This window comes from Streptomyces sp. NPDC031274, assembly GCF_055570235.1.
Genome location: NZ_JBVIHP010000033.1, coordinates 73124 through 94952 on the forward strand (window position 1 = coordinate 73124; position 21829 = coordinate 94952).

The 21829-nt window shown below is 69.2% G+C and carries 16 protein-coding genes and 1 tRNA gene; 9 read left to right on the forward strand and 8 right to left on the reverse strand.

What is annotated here, in order from left to right; all coding sequences use genetic code 11:
* Positions 1-163 precede the first annotated feature (163 nt).
* The 4 genes from ACZ5CR_RS37830 to ACZ5CR_RS37845 are packed head-to-tail and all read left to right on the forward strand — an operon-like array spanning position 164 to position 4529.
* Positions 164-1093 carry a branched-chain amino acid ABC transporter permease gene (locus tag ACZ5CR_RS37830; protein WP_453535045.1) on the forward strand — a complete coding sequence of 310 codons (930 nt, stop codon included), beginning with the start codon at positions 164-166 and terminating at the stop codon, positions 1091-1093.
* Positions 1094-1098: 5 nt separating this feature from the next.
* Entirely contained in the window at positions 1099-2943 is a 1845-nt protein-coding gene (locus ACZ5CR_RS37835; protein ID WP_468866288.1) for a branched-chain amino acid ABC transporter permease, read from the forward strand.
* A gap of 3 nt (positions 2944-2946) precedes the next feature.
* Complete coding sequence (locus ACZ5CR_RS37840; protein ID WP_468866290.1) at positions 2947-3813, forward strand: ABC transporter ATP-binding protein; 867 nt, start codon at positions 2947-2949, stop codon at positions 3811-3813.
* Positions 3813-4529, forward strand: a complete 717-nt coding sequence (locus tag ACZ5CR_RS37845; protein ID WP_389914538.1) for an ABC transporter ATP-binding protein — start codon at positions 3813-3815, stop codon at positions 4527-4529. Before ACZ5CR_RS37840 ends, ACZ5CR_RS37845 begins: the two co-directional genes overlap by 1 nt.
* Before the next feature lie 123 nt (positions 4530-4652).
* On the opposite strand, the gene ACZ5CR_RS37850 is transcribed toward ACZ5CR_RS37845, so the two are convergent.
* Positions 4653-5309, reverse strand: coding sequence for an ANTAR domain-containing response regulator (locus tag ACZ5CR_RS37850; RefSeq protein ID WP_344526157.1), 657 nt, complete (start codon positions 5307-5309; stop codon positions 4653-4655).
* 99 nt (positions 5310-5408) lie between these two features.
* Between ACZ5CR_RS37850 and ACZ5CR_RS37855 the strand changes: the two genes are divergently transcribed.
* From ACZ5CR_RS37855 to ACZ5CR_RS37865, 3 genes are all read left to right on the forward strand, one after another.
* Positions 5409-5483: transfer RNA gene (locus ACZ5CR_RS37855), tRNA-Leu, on the forward strand.
* Between the two features lie 110 nt (positions 5484-5593).
* Entirely contained in the window at positions 5594-6364 is a 771-nt protein-coding gene (locus ACZ5CR_RS37860; RefSeq protein WP_468866292.1) for a transcriptional regulator, read from the forward strand.
* A 119-nt stretch (positions 6365-6483) separates the two neighbouring features.
* Positions 6484-8391, forward strand: a complete 1908-nt coding sequence (locus tag ACZ5CR_RS37865) for an alkyl/aryl-sulfatase (RefSeq protein WP_468866295.1) — start codon at positions 6484-6486, stop codon at positions 8389-8391.
* Between the two features lie 68 nt (positions 8392-8459).
* Here the strand turns inward: ACZ5CR_RS37865 and pyk are convergent, their stop codons facing one another.
* Together pyk and ACZ5CR_RS37875 are read right to left on the reverse strand one after the other, a co-directional pair.
* A complete protein-coding gene (gene pyk / locus ACZ5CR_RS37870) occupies positions 8460-9896 on the reverse strand; it encodes a pyruvate kinase (RefSeq protein WP_468866296.1) in 1437 nt (478 codons plus the stop codon).
* Positions 9897-10112: 216 nt separating this feature from the next.
* Positions 10113-10826 (reverse strand): SIMPL domain-containing protein, encoded by a 714-nt coding sequence (locus tag ACZ5CR_RS37875; RefSeq protein WP_468866298.1) that lies wholly within the window; start codon positions 10824-10826, stop codon positions 10113-10115.
* 211 nt (positions 10827-11037) lie between these two features.
* Here ACZ5CR_RS37875 and ACZ5CR_RS37880 point away from each other — a divergent pair, with 211 nt between their 5' ends.
* Entirely contained in the window at positions 11038-12843 is a 1806-nt protein-coding gene (locus tag ACZ5CR_RS37880) for a bifunctional metallophosphatase/5'-nucleotidase (RefSeq protein WP_468866299.1), read from the forward strand.
* A 62-nt stretch (positions 12844-12905) separates the two neighbouring features.
* Here ACZ5CR_RS37880 and ACZ5CR_RS37885 read toward each other — a convergent pair whose 3' ends face one another.
* The 5 genes from ACZ5CR_RS37885 to ACZ5CR_RS37905 form a co-directional block, all read right to left on the reverse strand.
* Positions 12906-14348, reverse strand: a complete 1443-nt coding sequence (locus tag ACZ5CR_RS37885; protein WP_468866302.1) for a lysine N(6)-hydroxylase/L-ornithine N(5)-oxygenase family protein — start codon at positions 14346-14348, stop codon at positions 12906-12908.
* Positions 14345-15736 (reverse strand): pyridoxal phosphate-dependent decarboxylase family protein, encoded by a 1392-nt coding sequence (locus tag ACZ5CR_RS37890; RefSeq protein WP_468866340.1) that lies wholly within the window; start codon positions 15734-15736, stop codon positions 14345-14347. The genes ACZ5CR_RS37885 and ACZ5CR_RS37890 overlap by 4 nt, the downstream gene beginning before the upstream one ends.
* Before the next feature lie 244 nt (positions 15737-15980).
* The gene (gene pepN, locus ACZ5CR_RS37895) at positions 15981-18497 is read right to left on the reverse strand and encodes an aminopeptidase N (protein WP_468866304.1); all 2517 of its coding nucleotides are present in this window, start codon (positions 18495-18497) and stop codon (positions 15981-15983) included.
* Between the two features lie 103 nt (positions 18498-18600).
* Positions 18601-18945 carry a chorismate mutase gene (locus ACZ5CR_RS37900; protein ID WP_468866305.1) on the reverse strand — a complete coding sequence of 115 codons (345 nt, stop codon included), beginning with the start codon at positions 18943-18945 and terminating at the stop codon, positions 18601-18603.
* An 11-nt stretch (positions 18946-18956) separates the two neighbouring features.
* Positions 18957-19865 carry a helix-turn-helix domain-containing protein gene (locus ACZ5CR_RS37905; RefSeq protein WP_389914515.1) on the reverse strand — a complete coding sequence of 303 codons (909 nt, stop codon included), beginning with the start codon at positions 19863-19865 and terminating at the stop codon, positions 18957-18959.
* 137 nt (positions 19866-20002) lie between these two features.
* Here ACZ5CR_RS37905 and ACZ5CR_RS37910 point away from each other — a divergent pair, with 137 nt between their 5' ends.
* A complete protein-coding gene (locus ACZ5CR_RS37910) occupies positions 20003-21796 on the forward strand; it encodes a glycoside hydrolase family 35 protein (RefSeq protein ID WP_468866307.1) in 1794 nt (597 codons plus the stop codon).
* Positions 21797-21829: the final 33 nt, after the last annotated feature.

Genomic DNA, 21829 nt, shown 5'->3' on the forward strand with positions numbered 1-21829 from the left:
AACCCCCCCCCCCCCCCCCCCCCCCCCCCCCCCCCCCCCCCCCCCCCCCCCCTCTCCTCCCCCCCCCCCCCCCCCCCCCCCCGGCGTCGCATCCGTCACCTGAGTCGTACGGCCGACCGCAAAAAACACGCCGCACGACACCGAAAGACTCGGAGGACCTGCGGTGCACGAACTGCCGCAACAGCTGGTCAACGGCCTGCTACTGGGATCCATGTACGGCCTGATCGCCATCGGCTACACAATGGTCTACGGCATCGTCCAGCTCATCAACTTCGCCCATGGCGAGATCTTCATGGTCGGCGGTTTCGGCGCCCTCACCGTCTGGCTCTGGCTGCCGGGCGGCACCAGCATGTGGCTCGCCCTGCCACTGATGCTCATAGGCGCCGTCATCGTCTCGACCCTCATCGCGGTCGGAGCCGAACGCTTCGCCTACCGCCCACTGCGCGGCGCACCCCGCCTCGCACCCCTCATCACCGCCATCGGACTCTCCCTCGCGCTGCAGCAGGCCGTCTGGGCCTGGTACCCCAACGCGAAATCGTCCCGCACCTTCCCCGAGTTGCCCGGCGGATCCATCCACATCGGCTCCATCACCATCCAGCCCGGCGACATCTTCCTGCTGATCACCGCCCCCATCTGCATGTTCGCCCTCGGCTACTTCGTGATGAAGACCCGCGTCGGACGCGGCATGCAAGCCACCGCGCAAGACCCCGACACCGCCAAGCTCATGGGTGTCAACACCGACCGCGTCATCGTCGTCGCCTTCGCGATCGGCGCCGCCTTCGCCGGCATCGCCGCCGTCGCCTACGGCTTCCGCTACGGAGAAGTCCAGTTCCGCATGGGCTTCCTCTGGGGCCTCAAGGCCTTCACCGCCGCCGTACTCGGAGGCATCGGCAACATCTACGGCGCGATGATCGGCGGCCTCGTCCTCGGCGTCGCCGAAGCCATGGCCACCGCCTACATGAACGACATCCCCGGCATGAGCCAGCTCGGCGGGCAGTCCTGGGCCGACGTCTGGGCCTTCGTACTCCTCATCGTCGTACTCCTCGTCAGGCCACAAGGCCTCCTTGGCGAGCGCGTCGCGGACAGGGCGTGACAACCATGACCACACAGAACACCGCGGCCGACGCGCCGAGCCCCCAGCAGAACCACACCCCCACCGGCCTCCTCCCCATCCCCGAGGGACCCGCCCGCGCACTGGCCACCGGCGGCGCCATCCTCACCGTCATCTCCACGTTCCTCGCCTGGACCTGGACCTCCGCGTTCCCCGGCGACCTCACCGTCTACGGCTACCCCGGCGGCCTCCAGGTCCTCGTCCTGATCGCCGGCGCCCTGACGACGCTCTTCGGCCTCGCCTCGTACGGCGTCAAGGGCGTACGCGCCCTCGCTCCCGGCGGAGCCGACGCCGCGCTCAAGTACGCGGCGCTCGCCGCCTTCGCCACCACCTGGTACACGATCATCTCGATCAGCTACCAGCTCGGCGGCCTCGCCAACCTGGAAGTCGGCGGCTGGATCGCCGCGCTCGCCACCCTCGCCGCCTTCGTCGGCGCCCTCGCCCTGCCCTTCACCCGGCCGCACACCTACGCGGTCGACGCCGAGGACACCGGCAGCGAGCAGTTCAAGCACCGCATGCGCAACGGGATGATCATCTTCAAGGGCGCCTTCGCGGCCGAGGCACCACCCACGCCCCGCAAGCTCCCCAACTACGTCGAGATCCTCGTCATCGTCGCCGCGCTCGCGGTGGGCCTGCTGGTCTTCACCTACGGCATCGGCACCGAGTACGACGAACTCTTCATCGGCTTCCTGGTCACCGTGGCCTTCAGCTTCGCCGCGCTGACCAAAGCGGGCCTCGTCGCACTGGTCTCCACCTACACCGCGCGCCACCGCCACATCACACTCACCGGCGCGTTCCTGGCCGCCGCGGCCTTCCCCTTCACACAGAGCGACGACCAGTACGCCACCATCGGCGTCTACATCCTCATCTTCGCCACCGTCGCACTCGGCCTGAACATCGTCGTCGGCCTCGCGGGACTCCTCGACCTCGGATACGTCGCCTTCCTCGGCGTCGGCGCCTACGCGGCGTCCATGGTCTCCGGCTCACCGTCCTCACCCTTCGACGTCCACCTGCCGTTCTGGGGCGCGATCCTGGTCGGCGCGGGCGCATCGCTCGTCTTCGGCGTACTCATCGGCGCCCCGACCCTGCGACTGCGCGGCGACTACCTCGCCATCGTCACCCTCGGGTTCGGAGAGATCTTCCGGCTCGTCGCGATGAACTCCGACGGCACATCGGGTCCGGACATCACGAACGGCTCGAACGGCATCTCCTCGATCCCGAACCTCAAGATCCTGGGCTTCGACCTGGGCGTCGAGCACAGCATCCTCGGCGTCACCATCGGCCGCTTCGCGAACTACTTCTTCCTGATGCTGCTCATCACCCTCGTCGTCGTCCTCGTCTTCCGGCGCAGCGAGGACTCCCGCATCGGGCGGGCCTGGGTCGCCATCCGCGAGGACGAGACCGCGGCGCTCGCCATGGGCATCAACGGCTTCCGCGTGAAGCTCATCGCCTTCGCGCTCGGCGCCACGCTCGCCGGACTCGCCGGCACCGTGCAGGCACACGTCACCTACACCGTGACACCCGAGCAGTACCAGTTCGCCAACACGGTCCCGCCCAACTCGGCGTTCCTGCTCGCCGCAGTCGTCCTCGGCGGCATGGGCACCATCAGCGGACCCCTCGTCGGCGCGGCGCTGCTCTACCTCATCCCGAGCAAGCTCTCGTTCCTGGGCGACTACCAGCTCTTCGCCTTCGGCCTCGCGCTCGTCCTGCTCATGCGCTTCCGCCCCGAGGGCCTCATCCCCAACCGCCGCCGCCAGCTCGAATTCCACGAGGCCGACCTGGCTCCCGGCGACACGCCGCCACCCACAGTCCTCAGCAAGACAGGGGCCTGAGCCATGACCACCGACACCACCACCAGCAAGGACAGCCCGGCCCCGACGCCGGCCGGAGAGACCGTCCTGGACGCCAAGGGCGTCACGATGCGCTTCGGCGGCCTCACCGCCGTGCGCTCCGTCGACCTCACCGTCAACAGCGGCGAGATCGTCGGCCTCATCGGCCCCAACGGCGCGGGCAAGACCACCTTCTTCAACTGCCTCACCGGCCTCTACATCCCCACCGAGGGCGAAGTCCGGTACAAAGGCAAGGTCCTGCCCAGCAAATCGTTCAAGGTCACCGCGGCCGGCGTGGCCCGCACCTTCCAGAACATCCGTCTCTTCGCCAACATGACGGTCCTGGAGAACGTCCTCGTCGGCCGCCACACGCGGACCAAGGAAGGCCTCTGGTCGGCCCTCCTGCGCGGCCCCGGCTTCCACAAGGCCGAGGCAAAGTCCCGGGCCCGCGCCCTGGAACTGCTCGAATTCGTCGGCCTCGCCGAAAAGGCGGAGCACCTCTCCCGCAACCTGCCCTACGGCGAACAGCGCAAGCTGGAGATCGCCCGGGCACTCGCGAGCGAGCCCGGCCTGCTCCTCCTGGACGAGCCGACCGCGGGCATGAACCCGCAGGAGACCCGCGCCACCGAGGAACTCGTCCTCGCCATCCGGGACATGGGCATCGCCGTACTCGTCATCGAGCACGACATGCGCTTCATCTTCAACCTGTGCGACCGCGTGGCCGTACTCGTCCAGGGCGAGAAACTCGTCGAGGGCGACAGTGAAACCGTCCAGCAGGACGACCGCGTCATCGCCGCCTACCTGGGCGAGCCCTTCGAAGGCGCCCCCGGCAGCACAGAGGCCGACGCGACGGGCGACGAGGAGAACAGCTGATGACCGCACTGCTCGAAGTCGAGGACCTCAAAGTCGCCTACGGCAAGATCGAGGCCGTCAAGGGCATCTCCTTCAAGGTCGAGGCCGGCGAGGTCGTCACCCTGATCGGCACGAACGGCGCAGGCAAGACCACCACGCTGCGCACGCTCTCCGGGCTCCTCAAGCCGGTCGGCGGCTCCATCAAATTCAACGGGAAAGCGCTGCGCAAATACCGCGCCGACCAGATCGTCGCGCTCGGCCTCGCCCACTCTCCCGAGGGCCGGCACATCTTTCCGCGCATGACGATCGAGAACAATCTGCGGCTCGGCGCATATCTGCGCAGCGACAAGCCCGCCATCGAAAAGGACATCGCGCGCGCCTACGAACTCTTCCCCATTCTCGGGGAACGCAGAAAACAGGCGGCGGGCACGCTCTCCGGCGGTGAGCAGCAAATGCTCGCCATGGGACGCGCACTCATGTCCCAGCCGAAACTGCTCATGCTCGACGAGCCCTCCATGGGCCTTTCGCCGATCATGATGCAGAAGATCATGGCGACCATCTCCGAGCTCAAGTCCCAGGGCACGACCATTCTGCTCGTCGAACAGAATGCCCAGGCGGCACTCTCGCTCGCCGACCACGGTCATGTCATGGAGGTCGGCAAGATCGTCCTGTCCGGGACGGGGAACGACCTGCTGCACGACGAGTCCGTGCGCAAGGCGTACCTCGGCGAGGACTGAGCACTCCGTACGCGCCTGCGCATACGAGGCCTACGCCTACGAGAAGGCCCGCACCCCGGATTCGGGGTGCGGGCCTCCTCGCGTACGAGGACAAGCTGTCCGGGGCCGCTACCGCCCCTTCGCCTACTGTCCCTTCGCCGCCTTCTTCTCGTCGGCGTCCTCGATGACCGCCTCCGCGACCTGCTGCATCGAAAGGCGCCGGTCCATCGACGTCTTCTGGATCCAGCGGAACGCGGCGGGCTCGGTGAGGCCGTACTCCGTCTGAAGGATCGACTTGGCGCGGTCCACCAGCTTGCGCGTCTCCAGACGCAGAGTGAGGTCGGCGACCTCCTTCTCCAGCGTCTTCAGCTCCGTGAAGCGCGAGACGGCCATCTCGATGGCGGGCACCACGTCGGTCTTGCTGAAAGGCTTCACGAGGTACGCCATCGCGCCGGCGTCCCTGGCCCGCTCGACCAGGTCACGCTGTGAGAACGCGGTCAGCATGAGCACCGGGGCGATGCTCTCCTCGGCGATCTTCTCGGCCGCCGAGATGCCGTCCATGACGGGCATCTTCACGTCCAGGATCACCAGGTCCGGCTTGTGCTCGCGGGCCAGCTCGACGGCCTTCTCACCGTCACCGGCCTCGCCGACGACGGTGTAACCCTCTTCCTCGAGCATCTCCTTGAGGTCGAGCCGGATAAGAGCCTCGTCCTCTGCGATGACGACACGGGTCGTCAGCGGAGGCACGTGCGACTTGTCGTCGTCATCGGCTACGGGCTGGGGCGACTCGGGGGAAGTCACGGGGGCTCCTAGATCAGGGCTGGGTGCAGCTCCCAAGAGCCTACCTAGCTACGGTATGGTGGTCTGGCAGCGGGTCAGGGGAAACCTTGGATTCCGCGAGCCCCGGTAGCCCAACTGGCAGCAGGCAATGGATTCAAAACCCATACAGTGTCGGTTCGAATCCGACTCGGGGCACTTTTCCTTCGATTCGAAGGTCGTGCAAACAGTTGGCGATCTTCACTCGTCGTGGTGAACGAGCCTTCGTATGCCAGCCGGACTGTCAAGATCCAGTCAAGCTCGGCCGTATGTACGACACCGACACCCGCAAGCGGGCCCTCACACTGGTCGGCCAAGGTCGCAGCCTGAACTCCGTGAGCATGGAAACCGGCATATCGCGCGCGGCGATCCGCTCCTGGCAGAGCCGCATCGAGCCGCTCGTCCATGCAGTCCCGTGCCCGCGCTGCCGTGACACTCCCACTCCCCCTGAAAACCCCGCCGCGTACTCGTACCTCCTGGGCCTCTACCTGGGAGACGGCTGCATCAGCGCAGGTCGACGAGGCGTCTATTTCCTCCGCATCGTGTGCGCCGACACCTGGCCCGGCTTGATCGAGGCATGCGAGACCGCCATCCGTTCCGCGCGCCCGGACAACCGCGTATGCCGTGTGAAGAAGCAAGGCTGCGTCACAGTCACCTGCTCCAGTAAGCACTGGCCCTGCCTCTTTCCCCAACACGGCCCCGGCAAGAAGCACAACCGCACCATCGCCCTGGAACCCTGGCAGCAGGAGATCGTCGACGCCCATCCATGGGACTTCGTCCGAGGGCTCATCCACTCGGACGGCTGCCGGAACATCAACTGGACGACGCGCATGGTCGGCGGGGAGCGCAAGCGCTACGAGTACCCCAGGTACTGGTTCACCAATGTCTCCGACGACATCCGGGAGCTCTACACCGACACCCTCGACAAGCTCGGCGTCGAATGGAAGCACTGCACCCGTCAGGGCAACCCGTACAACATCTCCGTCGCCCGGAGGGAATCCGTAGCCCTCATGGACACCCACATAGGTCCCAAGTACTGACCCCGGCGCCCCTCCCGCAATAGGACACGTCACCCCTCTCCCCCACCCGCCCTGGGACCTGTCCCAAATTCCCGGCGGACCCTTGCCCCGTCCTCCGCCCCGCTGCGATCTTCGGCCCCATGACTCCTTTGAACCGGCGCAGCTTCGTCGTCGCCGCCGCGGGTGCTGCCGCAGCGGCCGTGGCCATGAATCCTCACACCGCGTTCGCGGTCGACCGCGAGGGCACCAGCGAGGGCGGGGACGACTTCGCCGACGCCGACAAGGGGTTCATCGCCGCCCTCACTCCGGGTGTCGTGAAGAACGCCAAGGGTCAGGTCGTCTGGGACGGCGACGCGTACGACTTCCTCAAGGGCGATGCGCCCAGGACCGCGCACAAGAGCCTGTGGCGGCAGTCGCGGCTCGTGTCGAAGCAGGGGCTCTACAAGGTCACGGACCGCGTCTATCAGGTGCGCGGCCTCGATCTGTCGAACATGACGATCATCGAGGGCGACACCGGCATCGTCGTCATCGATCCTCTGATCTCGGCGGAGACAGCGGCCGCCGCCCTGAAGCTGTTCCGTGCGCACCGGGGCGACAAGAAGGTCACCGGGCTCATCTATACGCATCCGCACGTCGACCACTTCGGCGGCTGCCGCGGTGTGCTGCCGGACGGTGCGGGGGACGACGTACCGATCCTCGCTCCCGAGGGTTTCATGGAGCATGCCGTCTCGGAGAACGTCTACGCCGGGACGGCGATGCAGCGGCGCTCCGGATACATGTATGGAGCGCAGCTGCCCAAATCCCCTGCGGGGCAGATCGGTTGCGGTCTCGGGCAGACCGTTTCGGTGGGGTCGATCGGGTTGATTCCGCCGACCAAGGACATCACGAGGACGGGTCAGGTCGAGACTGTCGATGGGGTGAGGATCGAGTTTCAGATGACGCCGGGGACCGAGGCCGCGGCGGAGATGAACTTCCTGCTTCCCGAGCTGCGTGCCGTCTGCATGGCGGAGAACGCGACGCACACGATGCACAACATCATCACGTTGCGCGGTGCGCAGGTGCGCGATGCCCGGCAGTGGGCGCGCTATCTGGGTGAGTCGGTGGTCCTTTTCGACGGGCGGGCCGATGTCGCCTTCGCCTCGCATCACTGGCCCACGTGGGGCGGGGACACCATCGTGGAGCTGCTCGAACAGCAGCGGGATCTGTACGCGTACATGCACGACCAGACGTTGCGGATGATCAACGCGGGGATGACGGGGCGTGAGATCGCCGAGGAGATCGTGCTGCCGCCCGCGCTCGCCGGCGTATGGGCGAACCGCGGGTACTACGGGTCGCTGAGTCACAATGTGAAGGGCGTCTACCAGCGGTACATGGGCTGGTTCGACGGCAACCCGGCGCACCTGTGGGAGCATCCGCCGGTCGAGGAGGCCAAGCGCTATGTGAAGGCGATGGGAGGCCGTACGGCGACGGTCGCGAAGGCCAAGGCGTTCGCGCGCGACGGTGATCTGCGGTTCGCGGTGACGCTGCTCAACCATGTGGTGTTCGCGGACCCGGGGCACAAGGCCGCCAAGTCCGAACTTGCGCAGTTGTACGTCAAGTTGGGGCAGGCGTCGGAGAACGCCGTGTGGCGGAACTTCTATCTGATGGGCGCTCAGGAGCTGCGTGAGGGTGTGGCGGCGTCCCCGACGACCGTGACGAGTGCGGACATGTTGATGGCGCTCTCCGTGGATCAGCTCATCGATTCGGTGGCGATCCGTGTGAACGGTCCGAAGGCGTGGGATCTGAAGCTGCGGATGGACTGGAGTCTTCCGGCACTGGGGAAGGTCTGGCATCTGACGTTGCGGAACGGCGTGTTGACGTATCGCAGCGATACGGAGAAGGACCCGGACGCGGGTGTCACGCTGACGATGACGAAGCCTCAGTTGCTCGCGATGCTGGGTGGCAAGGGGCTCGGGGACATCGGGGTCGAGGGTGACGCGTCGCTTCTCGCCGAGTTGCTCGGTGTGGTGGAGAAGCCGGATCCGCATTTCGCGATCGTGACGCCCTAGGCACGCAGGCCGAAGAGCGAGGGGCCGCTCCTTCTGGAGCGGCCCCTCGGCCCATGTATCCGATCCGCCTACTTCGGGCTGTCGTCCTCGCCGATGTGGTGGATGCGGACGAGGTTGGTGGAGCCCGCGACTCCGGGCGGGGAGCCCGCGGTGATGACGACCACGTCGCCCCGCTCGCAGCGGCCGTACTTCAGGAGGAGTTCGTCGACCTGGTTGACCATGGCGTCGGTTGATTCGACGTGCGGGCCGAGGAAGGTCTCCACGCCCCAGGTGAGGTTGAGCTGTGAGCGCGTCGCCCGGTCCGGGGTGAAGGCGAGCAGCGGGATCGGGGAGCGGTAGCGCGAGAGGCGGCGGACGGTGTCGCCGGACTGTGTGAAGGCCACCAGGAACTTGGCTCCGAGGAAGTCCCCCATCTCCGCCGCTGCGCGGGCCACGGCGCCGCCCTGGGTGCGGGGCTTGCTGCGTTCGGTCAGCGGCGGGAGGCCCTTGGCGAGGATGTCCTCCTCGGCGGCCTCGACGATGCGGCTCATCGTGCGGACCGTCTCGATGGGGTATTTGCCGACGCTGGTCTCGCCGGAGAGCATCACCGCGTCCGTGCCGTCGATGACGGCGTTGGCGACGTCCGAGGCCTCCGCGCGGGTGGGGCGGGAGTTGTCGATCATCGAGTCGAGCATCTGGGTCGCGACGATGACCGGCTTGGCGTTGCGCTTGGCGAGCTTGATGGCGCGCTTCTGGACGATCGGCACCTGCTCGAGCGGCATCTCGACGCCGAGGTCGCCGCGGGCGACCATGATCGCGTCGAAGGCGGCGACGATGTCGTCGATGTTCTCGACGGCCTGTGGCTTCTCCACCTTGGCGATGACGGGGAGGCGACGGCCTTCCTCGTCCATGATGCGGTGCACGTCCTCGATGTCGCGTCCGCTGCGCACGAAGGAGAGCGCGATGACGTCGAACCCTGAACGCAGGGCCCAGCGCAGGTCGGCCTCGTCCTTGTCGGAGAGCGCGGGGACGGAGACGGCGACGCCGGGGAGGTTGAGGCCCTTGTGGTCGGAGACCATGCCGCCCTCGACCACGGTGGTGGTGACACGGGGCCCGTCGACCGCTGTGACCTCCAGGGTCACTTTGCCGTCGTCGACGAGGATGCGCTCACCGGGGGTGACGTCGTCGGCGAGGCCGTCGTAGGTCGTCCCGCAGGTCTGCCGGTCGCCCTGGACGCCTTCTTCGACGGTGATGGTGAACTCGTCGCCGCGTTCAAGGAGTACAGGTCCTTCGCTGAATCGGCCGAGGCGGATCTTCGGGCCTTGAAGGTCGGCGAGGACGCCGACGCTGCGGCCGGTCTCGTCAGCGGCTTTCCGAACGCGCTGATAGCGCTCTTCGTGTTCGGCGTACGTGCCGTGACTGAGGTTGAAGCGAGCCACGTCCATTCCGACTTCGACCAGTGCCTTGATCTGGTCGTACGAGTCGGTGGCGGGGCCCAGGGTACAGACGATTTTTGCTCGACGCATACTTCGAGCCTAGGCCTTACCGGTGGGTAGAGAATTGGCTGGGCATGACTACTCAACCACCGTTACGTGAAAGGTTATTGACAAGTGTTGAATTGTGCGAGGCGCCGCTCTGATGAGCGATTTACCAGGCGCCTCGCTGCGTAGATCCCTCCGTGGCGACAGCCGCAGCTCCGTTGCTACGGCTGCGACCCCGTGGCGACAGCCGCGAGTCCGTTGCTACAGCTGCGGCGGTGTCATCGTGAAGCGTGCGTTGACCTGTGCGTAGACGTGCTGCCGCTGGGGTTCGAGGTCGAGGGGTGCGGCTTCCTCGCCCATGTCGGCCGCCCCGCCGTACGCGACGGTGCGCATGGCGGGTGACGGGCCGCCGTAGCCGTACGGCTGGGCGTTCTCGGCGCCGATGTCGGCGAGCTCGACGAGGGCGGCCAGGCCCGTCCCCAGCGCCTCGGCGTACTCGCGGCCCCGCTGCACCGCTTCCCTGACGGCCTGCTGTCGGGCCTCGCGGTGGGTGGGCGAGTCGTGGCGCAGGGCCCAGTAGGGGCCGTCGACGCGGGTCAGTTCGAGGTCCGCGAGGCGTGTGGTGAGCTCGCCGAGCGCGGTGAAGTCGGTGAGCTCGGCGGTGACGTGGACCCGGCCGTGGTAGGCGCGGACGCGTTCGCCGCGGCCGTGCTTGGTCAGTTCGGGGCTGATGGAGAAGGCGCCGGTCTCCAGCTTCTCGACGGATTCGCCGTACGTCTTCACCAGGTCGATGACGGTGGCGTTGCGGCGCGTGAGGTCGTTCAGGGCGTCGCGCCTGTCGGTGCCGCGGGCGCTGACGGTGATGCCGATGCGGGCGATCTCGGGGTCGACTTCGAGGTGCGCCTCGCCCTTGACGGCCAGGCGCGGGGCGTCGGGGGTTCCGTAGGGGGCGACGGTGGGGGTGGTCTCGTCCATGCGGCCACTCTTGCACTGGGGGGCGGCATCGCACAGTCATCGGGGCGCGGCACCGCACAGTCATCTGGGCGCGCGGCACCGGACAGTCATCCGGACGCGGCACCGGACAGTCATCGGATCGAAACCTGCGAGGTCTGTTGCCGGTGGGTCCGCCGGGGTCAGAATCTACGCGCGTTACATTGATCGACCAAGGGTCCAAGGGGAGTACGAAATGCCGCTGAACCGCCGGAAGTTCCTGGGCAAGTCCGCCGCAGCCACGGGTGTGGCACTCGCGGGCGGCGTGGCCGCCGCGCCCTCCGCGTCGGCCCACGCGCCCCAGAAGCCCGCCAAGCGGAAGAAGCGGTACTCGTTCACCGTCATGGGCACGACGGACCTGCACGGCAATGTCTTCAACTGGGACTACTTCACGGACAAGGAGTTCGACGACAAGGACCACAACGACGTGGGCCTGGCGAAGATCTCCACCCTCGTGAACGAGATCCGCGAGGAGAGAGGCCGCCGCAACACGCTTCTCATCGACGCGGGCGACACCATTCAGGGCACCCAGCTGTCGTACTACTACGCGAAGATCGACCCGATCACCGCGAAGCGCGGCCCGGTCCACCCGATGGCGCAGGCGATGAACCGCATCGGCTATGACGCGGCGGCGCTCGGCAACCACGAATTCAACTACGGCATTCCGGTTCTGCGGAAATTCGAGGAGCAGTGCGAATTCCCGCTGCTCGGCGCCAACGCGCTCGACGCGAAGACGCAGAGGCCCGCTTTCCCGCCGTACTTCATGAAGCGCGTGCGCACCCCGCACGGCCGCGACGTGAAGGTGGCTGTGCTCGGTCTGACCAATCCCGGCATCGCGATCTGGGACAAGGTGAACGTCCAGGGCAAGATGACGTTCCCGGGTCTTGAGGAGCAGGCGGCGAAGTGGGTGCCCAAGCTGCGGTCCATGGGCGCGGACGTCGTGATCGTCTCGGCGCACTCCGGCTCCAGCGGCACCTCTTCGTACGGTGACCAGCTCCCGTACATCGAGAACGCGGCCGGTCTGGTGGCCGAGCAGGTGCCCGGTATCGACGCGATCCTGGTCGGGCACGCGCACACGGAGATCCCCGAGTACTTCGTGGAGAACAAGAAGACCGGCAAGAAGGTCGTCCTGTCCGAGCCGCTGAAGTGGGGGCAGCGCCTGACGCTCTTCGACTTCGACCTGGTGTGGGAGAAGGGCCGCTGGACGGTGGAGAAGGTCGGCGCGAAGGTCCTCAACTCCAAGACGGCGGCGGAGGACCGCAAGATCACCGGGCTCCTCGCCGACGAGCACAAGAAGGTCGTCGCGTACGTCAACCAGGTCATCGGCACGTCGACACAGGCGATGAGCACGGCCGAAGGCCCGTACAAGGATGTCGCGATCATCGATCTGATCAGCCATGTCCAGGCGGAGACGGTCAAGGGGGCGCTGGCGGGCGGCCAGTACGCGGCGCTGCCCGTGCTCTCGCAGGCCTCGTGCTTCTCGCGTACGGCGGGCATCCCGGCGGGCGAGGTGACGATCAAGGACGCGGCGGGTCTCTACCCGTTCGAGAACACGCTTGAGGCGCGGCTCATCACGGGTGCGCAGCTCAAGGAGTATCTGGAGTACTCGGCTCGCTACTACGTCCGGACGGCGGCCGGCGGCCCGGTGGACCCGGAGAAGCTGACGAACGCGGACAACACTCCGGACTACAACTACGACGCGCTGTACGGCGTGACGTACGAGATCGACATCGCCAAGCCCGTGGGTTCGCGGATCGTGAAGCTGAGCTTCGACGGCAAGGACATCGACCCGAAGGCGGAGTTCGTGCTCGCCGTCAACAACTACCGGGCGAGCGGGGGAGGGAACTTCCCGCACGTGGCCGCCGCCAAGCAGCTGTGGGCGGACTCGGACGAGATCCGCAACACGATCATCCAGTGGGTCCAGGCGAAGGGAACGATCGACCCGGCGACGTTCGCGTCGGTGGACTGGAAGCTGACCCGGGACGGCACTCCGGTGTTCTGACGCCCGTCAACCCATCAGCACATCAGCACATCAGCTCGTCAGCTCGTCAGCTCGTCAGCTCGTCAGTTCTTGAGCCGTACGAGGTTGCCGCGCTGCTCGCCGATGAGACCGGTGGCAGCGCGGGCCTGCGGTTCCTGGAGGCCGAAGCTGGTGAACGCGGTGCGCTCCGGGAGGGGGTAGGGGGCCGTCCCCGTCAGGCTGTTGAGGATGGTGGCGCTGCGCCAGGCGGCGAGGCCGAGGTCGGGGGCGCCGACGCCGTGGGTGTGGCGCTCGGCGTTCTGGACGTAGACGTTCCCGCCGCCGCCGGTGATGGAGGGGTCGAGGACGAGGCGGTACTGCTCGTCGATGCGGGGGCGCTCCGAGGAGTCCCTGCGCATGTAGGGGTCGAGGCCCGCGAGGAGCTGGTCGAGGGGGCGCTCGCGGTAGCCGGTGGCAAGGACGACCGCGTCCGTGGTGAGGCGGGAGCGGGTGCCCTGCTGGAGGTGTTCCAGGTGGAGTTCCACGCGGGTGTTGGCGACGCGGCCCGCGGTGCGCACGGAGACGCCCGGGGTGAGGACGGCGTCGGGCCAGCCGCCGTGCAGGGTGCGTTGGTAGAGCTCGTCGTGGATGGCGGCGATGGTGTCGGCGTCGATCCCCTTGTGGAGCTGCCACTGGTCGGGGACGAGGCCGTCGCGCACGTTCTCGGGCAGGGAGTGGAAGTAACGGGTGTAGTCCGGGGTGAAGTGTTCCAGGCCGAGCTTGGAGTACTCCATGGGCGCGAAGGCCTCGGTGCGGGCTAGCCAGTGGATCTTCTCGGCGCCCGCAGGCCGGTGCTTGAGCAGGTCGAGGAAGACCTCGGCGCCGGACTGGCCCGAGCCGATGACGGTGATGTGGTCGGCGGAGAGCAGCCGGTCGCGGTGCAGGAGGTAGTCCGCGGAGTGGATCACGGGGACGGCCGGGGCGTCCGCGAGGGGCTTCAGGGGCTCGGGGATGTAGGGCGCGGTGCCGACGCCGACGACGATGTTCTTCGTGTACGTCCGGCCGAGCGCCTCGGCCTCCCCCTCGGCGTCGAGCTGCGTGAAGTCGACTTCGAAGAGATCCCGTTCGGGGTTCCAGCGCACCGCGTCGACCTGGTGGCCGAAGTGCAGCGCGGGCAGGTTCTCGCTGACCCAGCGGCAGTAGGCGTCGTACTCGGCGCGCTGGATGTGGAAACGCTCGGCGAAGTAGAAGGGGAAGAGGCGCTCGCGGGACTTGAGGTAGCTGAGGAAGGACCAGGGGCTCGCCGGGTCGGCGAGGGTCACCAGGTCGGCGAGGAAGGGCACTTGGAGGCTCGCGCCGTCGATGAGGAGCCCGGGGTGCCAGTGGAAGCCGGGCCGCTGTTCGTAGAAGGCGGCGTCGAGGCCGGGCAGGGGCTGGGCGAGGGCGGCGAGGGAGAGGTTGAAGGGGCCGATGCCGATGCCGACCAGGTCCCGGGGGTCCTCGGGGGTGGTGAGCGGCGGGGCGGGCTTGTCGTTCTGGCCGGTCATCGGGGGGTGGTTCCTTCCACGAGCTTCAGGAGCTCGGCGAGGTCGCCGGGCCGGGTGTGCGGGTTGAGCAGGGTGGCCTTGAGCCAGCGGCGTCCGTCGATCCTGGCGCGCCCGAGCACGGCACGGCCCTGGCCGAGCAGTTCCCGCCGGACGTACGCGATGTGGTCGTCGTCGGCGCCGACGGGCCGGAACAGGACCGTGCTGATGACGGGCAGGTCGTGGAGCTCGAAGCCGGGGTGTGCGGTGATGAGCCCGGCGAACTCCTCCGCCTGTGCACAGACCTGGTCGACGAGCGCGCCGATGCCCGCACGCCCGAGTGCCTTGAGGGTGACGGCGATCTTCAGTACGTCGGGCCGGCGGGTGGTGCGCAGGGAGCGGCCGAGGAGGTCGGGGAGGCCCGCTTCGGTGTCGTCGCCCGCGTTGAGGTAGTCGGCGTGGTGGCCGAGGGCCGCGGTGTCGTGCGGGTCGCGGACCAGGAGAAGACCGGCGGCGACGGGCTGCCAGCCGAGCTTGTGCAGGTCGAACGTGATGCTGTCGGCGCGCTCCATGCCGTGCAGGCGCACGCTGCGTACGTCGCTGAAGAGGAGCGGGCCGCCGTACGCGGCGTCGACGTGCAGGCGGGCGCCGTGGCGTGCGCAGAGGTCGGCGATCTGGTCGAGGGGGTCGATGAGTCCGGCGTCGGTGGTGCCCGCGGTGGCGGTGACGAGGAACGATCCGGGCGGTCCGGTGAGTTCGCAGAGCGCTTCGTCGAGTGCGGCGGGGTCGAGGACACCGGCGGGCGCGGGGACGACGACCGGTTCGGGCATGCCCAGGAGCCAGGCGGCGCGGCCGAGGGAGTGGTGGGCGTTCTCGCCGACGATGAGCTGGACGGGGCCGTGCGCGGCGGTGCGCTCGCGGGCCAGGAGCAGGGCGAGCTGGTTGGACTCCGTGCCGCCGGTGGTGACGAGGGCGTCTCCCCTGCCGGTTCCGTAGGCCTCCGCGGCGAGAGCGCGCGTGACCAGGGTTTCGATCTCCGAGGCGGCGGGGGCCTGGTCCCAGGAGTCCATGGAGGGGTTGAGTGCGGACGCGGCCAGGTCGGCGGCGACGGCGAGTGCGAGCGGCGGGCAGTGGAGGTGGGCGGCGCACAGCGCGTCCGCGGGGTCGGCTGCGCCCTCGGCGAGTGCGTGGACCAGTGTGCGCAGGGCCGCTTCGGCGCCTTCGCCCCGGGCGGGCAGGACCTCCCCCGCGGCCTCTCGCACCCGGGCGGCGACGGCGGCGGGGCCGCCCGCCGGGAGTGGCCCGCCGCGCGCGGTCGCGCCGGTGCGCAGGGCCTCCAGGGTGGTGGTGAGCAACGGCCGCAGCGCGTCGGGTCCGTGGGCGCCTCCGGCGAGGGGCGGCGGGGTGCTCATGGCAGACATGGGCGGCGTCCTTCGGGTGCGCGCGGACTGGGACTCCAGCCTGTCTGCCGAGCAGACGGCGCGCCCGGGGACCTCGACGATCCGAACCCGAAAGTGGTATTGCCGTGCGGAGAGAGGGTGTTGGCGTGGGCGGTAGTGCTAGGTGCTCGCGCGCGGGGAGGGGCGGTGAGGGACCTGCGGGCCGGTGGGGGCTTGTCGCGCGGCTCCTCACGCCCCTACCGGGGCCCGTAGGGGCTCAGGAACCTGTCGCCTCCTGTACTCGCAGTGCCCTTGCCAAGTCGTCCAGTTGGTCTGCCAGCTTGCGGCGCAGGGCCGGGATCGGGTCCGCGTCGCGCAGGCACTGTTCGCCCAGGCGGAGTGTTTCGGCGTCCACCGAGGTGGCGGGGAAGGCCCACCGTCCCGCCACGTCGGCGATGGCGGGGCCGCGGCGGGCCGCGAGGGCGACCGCGTCCTCGTAGTAGCGGGGGATGTACTCCCGTACGAGATCGGCCTGTTCGGGCTGCCAGAAGCCCTGGGCCGTGGCGGTGAGGAGGTAGTTCGAGAGGTCGTCGGAGGTGAACATCGCCTCCCACGCGCGGCGCTTGGCCTCCGGGTCGGGCAGTGCGGCCCGGCAGCGGGCCGCGCCTTCCTGGCCGGTGGCGCTGGGGTCGCGCTCCAGTTCGGCGGCGATGGCGGTCTCGTCGGCGGCGCCGAGGACGGCGAGGCGGGTCAGGACGCGCCAGCGCAGCTCGGGGTCGAGCTCGGGTCCGCCGGGGACGGTGCCCTCGGTGAGCCATTCCTGGAGGGGGTCGGGGCGCGTCGCCACGTCGATGAAGCCGCGCACGGCGGTGAGCCGGAGTCCCGGGTGGGAGCCGTCCTCCGTACGCCGGATCAGGTCGCGGCACAGCTCGGTGAGCGTGGTGAGGGCGATGGACCGCTGGGCGGGGGGCACGAAGCGGCCCGCGACGTGGGTGGTGGCGAAGGCGAGGACGCCCTGGACGAGGGCGAGGTCGGTCTCGTCGGGGAGATGGGCGCGGGCCGTCTCCAGATAGGTGGTGCCTTCGAGTTCGCCGTCGCGGACCATGTCGCGCAGGCTGTTCCACAGGACGGCGCGGGTGAGTGCGTCGGGGACCCGGGAGAGGCTGCGCAGGGCCGTCTCCATGGAGACCTCGTCGAGGCGGATCTTGGTGTACGTGAGGTCCTGGTCGTTCGGCACGATCAGGGCGGGGCGCCCGCCGTCGCGCGCGGGGGCGGCGGGCCCGGAGTGGGGGACGTCGGTCTCGTACCGCTCGCGCAGGACGAGGTCCTGGGTGTCGGTGAGGTCGCGGTCGTACACCCCGACGGCGATGCGGTGGGGGCGGCTGCCGTCGCGGTCGACGGCCAGGGTCCACTCCCGGGCGTCGTGCGTGACCGTCGAGGTGAGCGTGTCGACGCCGGTGGTGCGCAGCCAGGCCTCGGCCCATCCGTGCACGTCACGGTCGGTGTTGTGGGCGAGGGATTCGATGAAGTCGGCGAGGGTCGCGTTCGAGAACTTGTGCCGGGCGATGTGGGTGTTGATACCGGCGAGGAAGTCCTTCTCGCCGAGCCAGGCGACGAGTTGGCGCAGGGCGGACGCGCCCTTGGCGTACGAGATGCCGTCGAAGTTGAGCATCGCGGACGCGGTGTCGGGCACGGCGTCCGGGTCGGGTGCGACGGGGTGGGTGGAGGGGCGCTGGTCGGCGTCGTACCCCCAGGCCTTGCGGGCGACGCCGAAGTCGGTCCAGGTGTCCTTGAAGCGGGTGGCTTCGGCGGTGGTCTGGAAGCCCATGTACTCGGCGAAGGATTCGTTCAGCCAGATGTCGTCCCACCACCTGAGGGTGACGAGGTCGCCGAACCACATGTGGGCCATCTCGTGGGCGATGACCATGGCGCGGGTCTGCCGCTCGGTCTCGGTGACGGCGGAGCGGTAGATGAACTCGTCGCGGAAGGTGACGAGTCCGGGGTTCTCCATCGCTCCGGCGTTGAACTCGGGGACGAACGCCTGGTCGTACGAGTCGAAGGGGTAGGGCTCCTCGAACTTCTCGTGATACCGGTCGTAGCACGCGCGCGTGACGTCGAGGATCTCGTCGGCGTCGGCGTCCAGGAAGGGCGCGAGGGAGCGGCGGCAGTGGATGCCGAAGGGCAGCCCGCGGTGTTCGGTGCGGACCGAGTGCCAGGGGCCCGCGGCGACGGCGACGAGGTAGGTCGAGATCAGCGGCGTCGCCGCGGCCCGCCACGTCCCGCCGCCCACGTGCTCGGTCACGCCGTTGGCGAGGACGGTCCAGCCCTTGGGGGCGGTGACGGTCAGCTCGAAGACGGACTTCAGGTCGGGCTGGTCGAATGCGGCGAAGACGCGCTGCACGTCCTCCATGAACAGCTGGGTGTACGTGTACGCCTCGCCGTCCGTGGGGTCGGTGAAGCGGTGCATGCCCTCGCCTGTGTGCGAGTACCGCATGGAGGCGTCGACGCGCAGTTCGTGCTCGCCCGCGGTGAGTCCGGTGAGCGGGAGCCGGTTCTCGACGAGGTCCTTCGGGTCGAGCGGCCGGCCGTCGAGGGTGATGGAGCGCAGCTCGGCGGGCTTGAGCTCGACGAAGGTGTCCACCGTGGCCGTGGGCTCGCCGAGCGCCGAGAACCGGATGACGGTACGGGAGTCGAAGGTCTCGGCTCCCTGGGTCAGGTCCAGCTCCACCGCGTACCGGTGGACGTCGATGAGCCGGGCTCGGGTCTGCGCTTCGTCGCGCGTCAGTACGGGCATGGGTCCATGCTGCCTGATGTCACTGACAACGGTGCCGGGTGCCCGGACATCGGGGCTCGGCCCTTAGCGATGCGGACGCCCGCGCGGATGCCGCGAGGCCGTGTCAGGACGACTTGGCGATCGTCTCGTGGTGGCGGATGACCTCCGCGATGATGAAGTTGAGCAGCTTCTCGGCGAACGCCGGATCCAGCTTCGCGCTCTCCGCGAGTTCGCGGAGGCGGGCGATCTGGCGGGCCTCGCGGGCGGGGTCGGCGGGCGGGAGCTGGTGGTTGGCCTTGAGATAGCCGACCTGCTGGGTGCATTTGAAGCGCTCGGCGAGCATGTGGACGACGGCCGCGTCGATGTTGTCGATGCTGTCGCGCAGGCGGGACAGCTCGGCGCGCACGGCTGCGTCCGTGGCGTCCGGGGCGCCGGCGCCGTTCGCGTCACTTGTGTGGCTGGTGGTCATGGTGGACGAGCCTACGTGGTGGGTCCTTCGCCCCCGACGGCGGAAGAGCGCAAAATCGGCGGGTGGTCGGGGTCGGGAATCTGCTGGGACCAGCCGCCGGGGACCGCGCGTCCCTGCTGCTCACGGAAGCGGACGGGCGCCATCCCCACGCGGCGTGTGAACAGCCGCGAGAAGTACGCGGGGTCGTCGTAGCCGACGCGGCGCGCGACGGCCGCGACCGGGAGCTCCGTGGCGGCGAGCAGTTCCTTGGCGCGCCCGAGACGGATGCCGAGGAGGTAGTCCTTGGGGCTGCAGCCGGCGCCCCTGCGCACCGCCGTGCGCAGCTCCGCGGGGGTCATGCCGTGCCGTGACGCGTGCTCGGCGACGGAGAGTGGCTGGAAGGCGTCGCGGGCGAGGGCCTGGAGCACGGGGTCGCCGTCGGGGGCGATGTCGGCGCGGGCCCGGCGCAGCGCGACGAGCAGTTCGTGGACGGCGGCGCCGGTCTCGACCTCAAGGAGCGGGTTGCCGCGCCGTGCCGCCCGCGCGATGCGCCCGACGGCGGCCCGCGCCCCTGTCGCGTCGGAGAGCGGCACCACGGGCCGGTCGGGTTCGATGAAGCCGAGTTCGGTGTACGTCGTCGTGGCGGGCCCCGTGAAGTCGACGAAGCACTCGTCCCAGCCGCTCTCCGCGTCGGGCCCGTAGTGGTGGCGCACTCCGGGGGTGAGCCAGATCAGCGCGGGCGCCGTCACCGTCGTACGTCTGCCGTCGGGCCCCTGGAACCAGCCGCCACCCGCGCTCACGACGACGGCCACGTGGTGGTCGAGTGTGCGCGGTCCCACGGTCGGCAGGAGGCCGTGTTGCAGGCCGACCCCGAGGCAGGCGAGGCCGAGGCGGTGGTGGGCCGGGCTCGGCGTGAAATACCGCATCCAGGTGTGGTACATCCGCTTGTGCCCCTTCCGTCCGGGCCGCGGCCCGCTCGCTGCGTCCAACCCACCTCGATCTTTGTCCATGGACCCTGCCTCCCGCCAGGGGTGATCGTGGCGGAGCAGTCCGTGAGCGAGAGGGACACAAGGACACGATGAACGGCTTCAGGGTGGGCGAGGACGATTTCGAACTGGACGGGCGGCCCGTGCGGCTGCTCTCCGGTGCGCTGCACTACTTCCGGGTGCACGAGGAACAGTGGGGCCACCGCCTGGCGATGCTGCGTGCGATGGGGCTCAACTGCGTGGAGACGTACGTCCCGTGGAACCTGCACGAGCCGCACCCCGGGGAGTACAGCGACGTCGAGGCGCTCGGCCGCTTCCTGGACGCCGCCCGGGACGCGGGCCTGTGGGCGATCGTCCGGCCGGGGCCCTACATCTGCGCCGAGTGGGAGAACGGCGGCCTTCCGCACTGGCTGACGGGCGCCGTGGGGGCACGCGCGCGTACCCGTGACGCGGAGTACCTGGGGCACGTGGACCGCTGGTTCGGCCGCCTCCTGAAGGAGGTCGTCCCGCGCCAGCACGACCGGGGCGGCCCCGTGATCATGGTGCAGGTGGAGAACGAGTACGGCAGCTACGGCTCGGACCAGGTCTACCTCCGCCACCTCGCGGAGCTGCTGCGCGCCGAGGGCGTGAGCGTGCCGCTCTTCACGTCCGACGGCCCCGAGGACCACATGCTCACCGGCGGGTCCGTCCCCGGCGTCCTGGCCACGGTCAACTTCGGCTCGCAGGCCGATGCGGCCTTCGGGACGCTGCGCGGGCACCGCCCCCAGGGGCCGCTGATGTGCATGGAGTTCTGGTGCGGCTGGTTCGACCACTGGGGCGCGGAGCATGTCGTGCGGGACGCGGCGGACGCCGCGGACGCGTTGCGCGAGATCCTGGAGTGCGGGGCCTCGGTCAACCTCTACATGGCGCACGGCGGTACGAACTTCGCCGGGTGGGCGGGGGCGAACCGGGGCGGCGGCGCGCTGCACGACGGCGTCCTGGAGCCGGACGTCACGTCGTACGACTACGACGCGCCCATCGACGAGTTCGGGCGCCCCACGGAGAAGTTCCGGCGCTTCCGCGAGGTGCTCGCCGCGTACGCGCAGGGCCCGCTGCCCGAGCCGCCCGCACCGCTGCCCTCGCTCGCGGAACACACTCCGGTCGACCTCACCGAGTGGGCGCCGCTGTCCACCGTCATGGAGTCGCTCGGCGGCCCCCTGGCGGAATACGCCGTACCGCCCACCTTCGAAGAGCTCGATGTGGACCGCGGCCTGGTCCACTACGCACTGACCGTGCCGGGTCCGCGCCGGCCGTATCCGCTGCGCGTGCGGGGGCTGCGGGACCGGGCCGTGGCGTACGTGGACGGGGTGCGGGCGGGCGTCCTCACCGAGGAGGAGCCCGCCCTCGCCGAGCCTGTCGCGGGGCACGCGCGCGTGGAGCTGTGGGTGGAGTCCCTGGGGAGGGTCAACTACGGGCCGCGGACCGGCGAGGCGAAGGGCGTCACCGGCGGGATTCTGCATGAGCGGCAGTACCTGCACGGGGTGGAGGCCAGGGGGCTGCGGCTCGACGCGTTCTCCTCGCCGGAGGCCGTACGGGGGGTGCCGGTGTCCGGGGAAGGGGCGTCGGGCCGCCCCGGCCTGTACCGGGGCGCGGTGGAGGTCGGCGGGCCCGGCGACGCCATCCTCGAACTCCCCTCCTGGACGCGGGGGTTCGTGTGGGTGAACGGCTTCAATGTGGGCCGCTACTGGTCGGCGGGCCCGCAGACCTCGCTGTTCGTCCCCGGTCCTGTGCTGCGGGAGGGGACGAACGAGGTGTGGGTGCTGGAGCTGGAGGGGGCAGCTGGGGTGGGAGCGGTCCGTCTTTCCCCCATCCCACCCTTTCCCGAAACCGGCTCCGCCGACCATTAGGCGCCGTCGGTCACCGGCTTCGCCGCGTTCGTC